The organism is Sphingopyxis granuli NBRC 100800 (genome assembly GCF_001591045.1).
Classification (GTDB): Bacteria; Pseudomonadota; Alphaproteobacteria; order Sphingomonadales; family Sphingomonadaceae; genus Sphingopyxis; species Sphingopyxis granuli.
Genome location: NZ_BCUA01000139.1, coordinates 1 through 6,454, shown reverse-complemented (window position 1 = coordinate 6,454; position 6,454 = coordinate 1). Strand labels below are relative to the sequence as shown.

General features: G+C 71.9%; 7 protein-coding genes. All 7 read right to left on the bottom strand.

What is annotated here, in order from left to right:
* Positions 1–109: 109 nt before the first annotated feature.
* Complete coding sequence (locus SGR02S_RS18660) at positions 110–811, bottom strand: nitroreductase (RefSeq protein WP_067113613.1); 702 nt, start codon at positions 809–811, stop codon at positions 110–112.
* On the bottom strand, positions 798–1,652 hold the full coding sequence (locus SGR02S_RS18655; protein WP_067113612.1) for an RDD family protein: 855 nt from the start codon (positions 1,650–1,652) through the stop codon (positions 798–800). The genes SGR02S_RS18660 and SGR02S_RS18655 overlap by 14 nt, the downstream gene beginning before the upstream one ends.
* A complete protein-coding gene (locus SGR02S_RS18650) occupies positions 1,649–2,695 on the bottom strand; it encodes a stage II sporulation protein M (protein ID WP_067113611.1) in 1,047 nt (348 codons plus the stop codon). The genes SGR02S_RS18655 and SGR02S_RS18650 overlap by 4 nt, the downstream gene beginning before the upstream one ends.
* The gene (locus tag SGR02S_RS18645) at positions 2,695–4,020 is read right to left on the bottom strand and encodes a DUF58 domain-containing protein (RefSeq protein WP_067113610.1); all 1,326 of its coding nucleotides are present in this window, start codon (positions 4,018–4,020) and stop codon (positions 2,695–2,697) included. The genes SGR02S_RS18650 and SGR02S_RS18645 overlap by 1 nt, the downstream gene beginning before the upstream one ends.
* Positions 4,017–5,006, bottom strand: coding sequence for an AAA family ATPase (locus SGR02S_RS18640; RefSeq protein WP_067113615.1), 990 nt, complete (start codon positions 5,004–5,006; stop codon positions 4,017–4,019). Before SGR02S_RS18640 ends, SGR02S_RS18645 begins: the two co-directional genes overlap by 4 nt.
* Entirely contained in the window at positions 4,972–6,201 is a 1,230-nt protein-coding gene (locus SGR02S_RS18635; RefSeq protein ID WP_067113609.1) for a DUF4350 domain-containing protein, read from the bottom strand. The genes SGR02S_RS18640 and SGR02S_RS18635 overlap by 35 nt, the downstream gene beginning before the upstream one ends.
* Positions 6,198–6,454 (bottom strand): DUF4129 domain-containing protein (locus tag SGR02S_RS18630; RefSeq protein WP_156483134.1); only part of this gene is annotated, 257 nt, incomplete at its 5' end. The genes SGR02S_RS18635 and SGR02S_RS18630, both read right to left, overlap by 4 nt.

Sequence of the window (6,454 nt, the reverse complement as noted above, 5' to 3'; positions counted from 1 at the left end):
GGCGGGGGCGCGGGCGGCGGCGCCTCTGGCGCCGGGATCGCGGTGCAGCCGGCGGCCGCGAGCAGCAGCGCCGCGGCGGCGGCGGAACGAAAGCGGATGGATGGGCGGTTCATGCGTCGAATCCCTGCCAGTCGATGACTTCGTCCAGCCCAACGCGCGGCACCGGCCAGCGGTTCACCGGCGCGTCCCCGTCGGCATAGCCGATCGCAAGCCCCGAGAAGAGAATCTGGTCGTCGCAGAGCCCCAGTTCGGTCCGTACCGTGCTGCCGTACATCGCCCAGCATTCCTGCGGGCAGCTCGCGAGGCCGTGCTCGACGAGCAGCAGCATCACCGATTGCAGCCACATCCCCATGTCGGCCCATTGCGGCGGCCCCATGATCCGCGAGCAATGGAGGAAGAGCATCACCGGCGCGCCGAAGCCGCGGTAATTCTGCTGGAACTGGGCGATCCGCCCCGCCTTGTCATCGCGCGCGATGCCGAGCGAGGCGTAGAGCGCCTCGCCGACGCCGAAGCGGCGGCTGTCCCACGGATCGGTGAGCCCCCGGGGATAGATGTCATATTCGGGCTGGAACCCCTCGCGTCCCATCGCGATACGCGCCGCGACCGCGTCCTGCACCGCCTGCCAGCGCTCGCCGGTGACGACGGTCGCCTGCCACGGCTGGAGGTTGCCGCCCGATGGCGCGCGCTGCGCGGTCTCGAAGATCCGCACCAGCAGCGCGCGGTCGACGGGCCGGTCGGTGAAGGCGCGCACCGAACGGCGGCGGGCGAGCGTCTCGCTGGTCGAAAGGGAGAGGGTGTCAGTCGCTGGCATATTTATCCTCGCGTCGCTTGCCGAACAGCAATTTGCGTTCGAGCCGGGTCTTGAGCTGGCGATAATAGGAAAGCAGGAAGACGTCATCCTCTTCGGCGATCGGCCGGCCGATCTTGTGCCGGATCGTGTCGGCGACCTCGCGCATCACCCGCGCGTCGCGCCCGCGCAGCACACGTTCGAGTTCCTGCAGTTCGAAGATGCCATAGACCGAGAGTTCGGCATCGGTGAAGCGCAGGGCGTCGCCCGCCTCTGCCCCCGCCGCCATGTCGCGGTCGAGCTTCGCGCGCTGCGCCATCACCACCCAGGTGCCCGCGATCAGGTCGCCCATCCGCATCCGGTCGCGGTTGAACAGCAGGAAAAGACTGAGCGTCGCCGACCACAGCACCCCCGCCAGCGCGGTCCAGCCCGATACCATGTCCTCCGCCGCGCCGAAGCCGATCATCATCAGCGGCAGGAAAATCTCCAGCTCGCGCATCAGGTTGCGGGCGATCACTGCATCGGCGGTCAGCCGCCCGCCGTCGCGCGCGACGACGCGGATACCCATCGCGCGCTTGCCGGGGGTCGCAGCGCGCTGGCCCAGTTCGAAGCCGACGAACCAGAAGGTCCGAAGCACGAAGGCGCCGAGCAGCCAGATGCTGATCAGCAGGTCGGAGCGCGAAGCGAAGCCCGCCCAGACCGTCAGCAGCGTGAAGACGACCAGCGCCGCCAGCAGCAGCATAAGGTCGATCAGCAGCGCGCCGAAGCGCAGCGACGCGCTGGCGATCCGCAGTTCGAGGTCGACGCCCTCGGGCGTGACGAAGGCGCGGACCTTGTCGCGCCGCGGGCGCGCGGCGGCGGTCATGCGGCGTCCTTTCGCCGCGGGAGGTAGTAATAGGCGAGCCAGAAGAGCAGCATCGCCGTCCCGATGCCGTAGCGCAGCAGCGTGTCGGTGACGAGCTGTCGCCCGAAGCCTTCGAGCAGGCCGGCGGCGAGCAGCATGAGGATTACCCCGACCATCACCTTGCCTGCGGTGCGCCCCGCCTCCGACGCCGCCTGCAATCGGCCGCGCGCGCCGGGGAAGAGGATCGCGGTGCCGATGCGCAGCCCGGCGGCGCCGGAGAGCGCGGCGGCGAACAGCTCGGTCGTGCCGTGGATGAACAGCCAGCCGCCGAAATCGACCCCCAGCCCCTTGCCCGCGAACAGCGCGAGCATCGCGCCGAGCCCGATCCCCTGATAATATTCGAGCATCATCGTCGGCACGCCGAAGGCGAAGCCGAGCGCAAAGGACAGGATCGACACGCGGCTGTTGTGCGTGAACAGATAGGTCGCGAAGATGTGCAGCCCGCTCTGCTGTTCGTCCGCCGCCTTGCCGTGGCCGATCGTCGCCTGCAGGAATTCGGCCGTGGCGCGCGGGTCGCGCCCGCCCGCCATCTCTTCGGGTACGAAATTGAAATACCATTCGGGATTGTGCGCGACGAGCGTCCAGCTGGTCAGCGCGCCGAGCAGGATGACGAGCGCGACGATCAGCGTCTCCTTCCACAGCGCGCGGACCGCGGCGGGCCAGTCGGTGCGGAAGAAGCGCCGCACCCGGCTCCAGCGCGTCTCGCGCACGCCATAGATCAGGAAATAGCCGCGCATCGACAGCGATTCGAGATAGTCGAGCAGCGCGCGGTCGAGGCTGGTCGCGCGCGCGATCGACAGCGATGACAGCGTCGCGCGGTACAGCGAGGGCAGTTGCAGCAGCTCGTCGCTGGTCAGCGCCTTCGCGCCCTTGCGTTCGAGCCGGCCGAGCAGGGTTTCGAAGGCGATCCAGTCGGCCTCGCGCTCGGCGCGGAAGCGGCTGGTCGAGAAATTCGGCGTGTCGAGCCGGGCGAGCGCTTCGGGGGCCGGGATCGCGGGCGGCATCACAGGCTGCCCTGGCGCTTGATCGCCAGATAAGCCTCGACGACGCTGGCGCCCATCGCGTCGGTGGGCACCTCGATCACCTCGACGCCCAGCCGCTGGAGCCGCGCGATGACGCGCTGGCGGTCGCGCAGCATCGCGGCGGCGACGTTCGAGCGGGTGACGTCCGACGCCTGTTCGGGGCGGCGGCGCTCCTCGCTCTCCAGCTCCTCGTCGCGCAGTACAACACACAGCAGCCGGTGTTTGCGCACCAGCCGCCCGGCGGCGCGGATCATCAGGTCGGCGCTGGTCGCGTCGGTGAATTCGGTGAACAGGACGATCAGCGAGCGGCGGTCGAGCCCGGCCGACAGCGTCGCCAGCGCGAGGGTGAAATTGCTTTCGACCGGCGCATAGTCGATGCGGCTCGCCGCGCGCTGCAGCGCCGGAAAATCGCGCGTGTGCATGTAAGCGGGGGTCAGCGCCTGTGGCTGCGCGGCGAAGGAGAAGAGGCTGATCCGGTCGCCGAGCTTGAGCCCCGCATAGGCGAGCAGCATCGCCGCCGACACCGCGCGGTCGACGCGCGGCATGCCGCCCGCCGGCTCCGCCATCGTCCGCCCGGCGTCGATCGCCAGGACGAGCCGGTTGTCGCGCTCGACGCGATATTCCTTCGCGAGCAGGCGGCCGTGGCGCGCCGAGGCGGTCCAGTCGATCGCGCGGCGGTCCATCCCCGGATGATATTCGGCGAGCGCCTCATACTCGCTGCCCTCGCCGCGCAGCTGCTGGCGGCGCAGCCCGAACCAGTCGCCGCGCCGGAACAGCCGCGCCCCCTCCTCGCGCACTGCGCGCAGGCTGGGGACGATCGCGATGACATGCCCGATCGGAAAGCGGCGCTGTTTCCATGCGAGCCCGAGCGGCCCCGCCCAGCGCAGCCACAGCGTCTCGACCGGCGCCGGCCCGCGCCGCGCCGCCGCGAGGGTCAGCGTCGCCGACAGCGCCCTGCTCTTCGCGTCCGCGCCGCCCGCGCGCATCGTCGCGGTGATGCGGCCGCCGGGCGCCAGCCGCTCGTCGAGCGCGAGCGCCATGTCGGCGCGCGGCGGCACCGCGCCGCCCGCCGCGGTGAAGGCCAGCTCGAACGGGTCCCCCACTCCCGCCTGGTGCGGAATCCGCGCGTCGAGCGCCAACCGGCGCGGATGCGGCCCGGCGAGCGCGTCGAGCGCGAGGCAGGCAAGGATGACCGCGATCCATCCCGGCGCGACGAGCCACAGTTCGGGCCGCGCCAGCCCGAGCAGCAGCGCCGCGGGGGCGCCGAGCAGTAGCAGATAGATGGCCCGGCGGGTCGGGTAGATCATCGCGGCACCTCTTCGCGTTCAAGCAGCGCGGCGACGACCTGTTCGACGTCGCGGCCCTCGATCTCGGCCGCCGCCGACAGGATGACACGGTGACGCAGCACCCCCGCCGCGAGGCGCTGGACGTCGTCGGGGATCACATAGTCGCGCCCGTCGAGCGCCGCCGCGGCGCACGCCCCGCGCGCGAGCAGGGTCGCGGCGCGCGGGCTCGCCCCGCATTCGAGGTCGGGGCTGGCGCGCGTCGCGCGGATCAGGCGGACGATATAGTCGACGATCTCGTCGGCGAGGCGGACCGTCGCGGTGGCGTCGATCGCGGCGGCGATGGCGTCGGCGTCGGCGATCCGCTCGATCCCGAAATCGGCGACCGCCGGGGTGCGGAAGCGGCCGCCATGCTCGGTGACGATGCGCCGTTCGGCGTCGGCGTCGGGATAATCGACGACCAGCTTGAACAGGAAGCGGTCGAGCTGCGCCTCGGGCAGCGGATAGACGCCCTGCTGCTCGATCGGGTTCTGCGTCGCGAGGACGGTGAAGCGCGGGCTGAGCGCGTGCGGCTCGCCGCCCAGCGTCACGCGCCGTTCCTGCATAGCCTCCAGCAGCGCCGCCTGCGTCTTGGGCGGGGTACGGTTGATCTCGTCGGCGAGCAGCAGCTCGGTGAAGATCGGTCCCTTGGTCAGCGTGAAGCTCGACGTCTGGAAGTTGAACAGGTTCGATCCCAATATGTCGCCCGGCATCAGGTCGGGGGTGAACTGGATGCGCCCGAAATCGAGCCCGACCGCGCGCGCGAAGGCCTGCGCGAGCAGCGTCTTGGCGGTGCCCGGCGGGCCTTCGAGCAGCACGTGGCCGCCGGCGAGCAGCGCGATCGTCACCATGCGCGTCAGATCGGCCTGGCCGATCACCGCCTTGGCGACCTCTGCCTCGATCGCGGCCCCGAGGGCGCGGACGCTGTCGATGGAGCTAGCTGTCACGGAGAAGATCCTTCCTGATGGCATGCAGCGCCTGTGCGTCTGCAAGGAAATCGTGGCGGCCCCGCGCCAGCGGCAGGCGCCGCGCGAGGGCCGAGAAGCGCGGGCCGTCGGCGCGCATCCGGCGGTCGATCCACGCGTCGGTCGCCGCGGCGTCGAGGCCGGGGGGCGCGTGCAGCCGCCGCGCGATGGCGCGGCGCTGGCCCTGGACATAGGCGTCGGCGCCGTCGAGCTCGCGCCGCGCCTGGCGGATCAGGTCGGCGCTGTTCGCGATCAGCGCCGCCTTCGACACCGGGATCGCGCGCTGCGGGCGCAGCGTCGGGCCGAAGCGCATCCAGGCCTGCCACAGCGCGAGTAGCCCCGCCGCGATCAGGCACAGGGTGATGCCGATGAAGGGCGGCACGAAGGCGAAGCGGAGCAGCGACCGCTGGCCGCCGAAGCCGTTCAGCGTCAGGTCGAAGGCGAAGCCGTCGGCATCGGCATCCTCGGCGACCGCGTCGATCAGCAGCGCCGCGCCCTCGGCTTTCCGGCGCGAGGCGAAGGCGAGATTGTCGACGAGGTCGGGGTCGGCAAGAATATAGAGGTCGCGGTCGGTCGCGCGCGCCAGCACCGCGCCGCCGTCGGGGGCCGCGACCAGTGTTTCGAGGTCATCGCCCGCGATCGTCTGCGCGCGGTCGGGAAGATGCGCGGTGAAGCGGCGCCCCGCGACGTCGGCGGCTACCGCCCGCGGCCCCGCCTTCGAGGCATCGATGCGCACCGGGCCGACGAGCGCCTCGACCAGGCGCGTAGAGGGCGCGCTGCGATAGGCCTGCGCGACCCAGCCGGGCTTGCCGCCCTGCCCGGGCGTGCGCATCGCCTGCCACTTGGGCAGGATGACGAGCAGCCGGCCGCCCTGCCGGTCGGCGAGCGCGCGCAGTTCGTCCGGCCGGGTGCGATGCGTCGGGGTCAGGATCAGCAGCGGCTGGTCGGCATGGCCCGTGCGCGGACCGGGCTGGCGGCGCAGCTCGACATCGCCGCCCGCGCGTTCGATCAGGTCGACGATCCCGGCATAGCCCGGCGCCGCGCGCGACAGCGCGTGGCCGCCGCCGTCGTTGCCGCTCGAAAGCTGGGGGCCGAGCGCGACGAGCGCCCACAGCGCGATGAAGGCGACGACGCCGATCGCCACCACCCCCGCGATCAGGCGCGGATCGAAGCCGCCTTCGGCGTCCGGCGCCGCACTCATGTCCGCGCCCAGGCGCGCGGGACGGTCAGCTCGGCATAGGCGGTGCGGCATTGCTCCCACGCGGCGGCGTCGATCGGCCGGCCGCCGAACAGGCTGATCTCGACCGCGCGGGCGATGCGCCCGAAGGCGTCGCGCGCCGCGCCGGGCAGGTCGCGCGCCCCCGCGAGCGCGCGCGAGGTCGTCGCGGGCCGGACGAGGCCGGGGCGGCGGCCCGCGATGTCCTCGACGCTGCGGAAGAGCAGCAGGTGGACCG

Bases quoted from the DNA above. Each gene is read 5' to 3' on its own strand.
- SGR02S_RS18660 (WP_067113613.1), bottom strand. From the start codon at position 811: ATGCCAGCGACTGACACCCTCTCCCTTTCGACCAGCGAGACGCTCGCC.
- SGR02S_RS18655 (WP_067113612.1), bottom strand. From the start codon at position 1,652: ATGACCGCCGCCGCGCGCCCGCGGCGCGACAAGGTCCGCGCCTTCGTC.
- SGR02S_RS18650 (WP_067113611.1), bottom strand. From the start codon at position 2,695: ATGCCGCCCGCGATCCCGGCCCCCGAAGCGCTCGCCCGGCTCGACACG.
- SGR02S_RS18645 (WP_067113610.1), bottom strand. From the start codon at position 4,020: ATGATCTACCCGACCCGCCGGGCCATCTATCTGCTACTGCTCGGCGCC.
- SGR02S_RS18640 (WP_067113615.1), bottom strand. From the start codon at position 5,006: ATGCCATCAGGAAGGATCTTCTCCGTGACAGCTAGCTCCATCGACAGC.
- SGR02S_RS18635 (WP_067113609.1), bottom strand. From the start codon at position 6,201: ATGAGTGCGGCGCCGGACGCCGAAGGCGGCTTCGATCCGCGCCTGATC.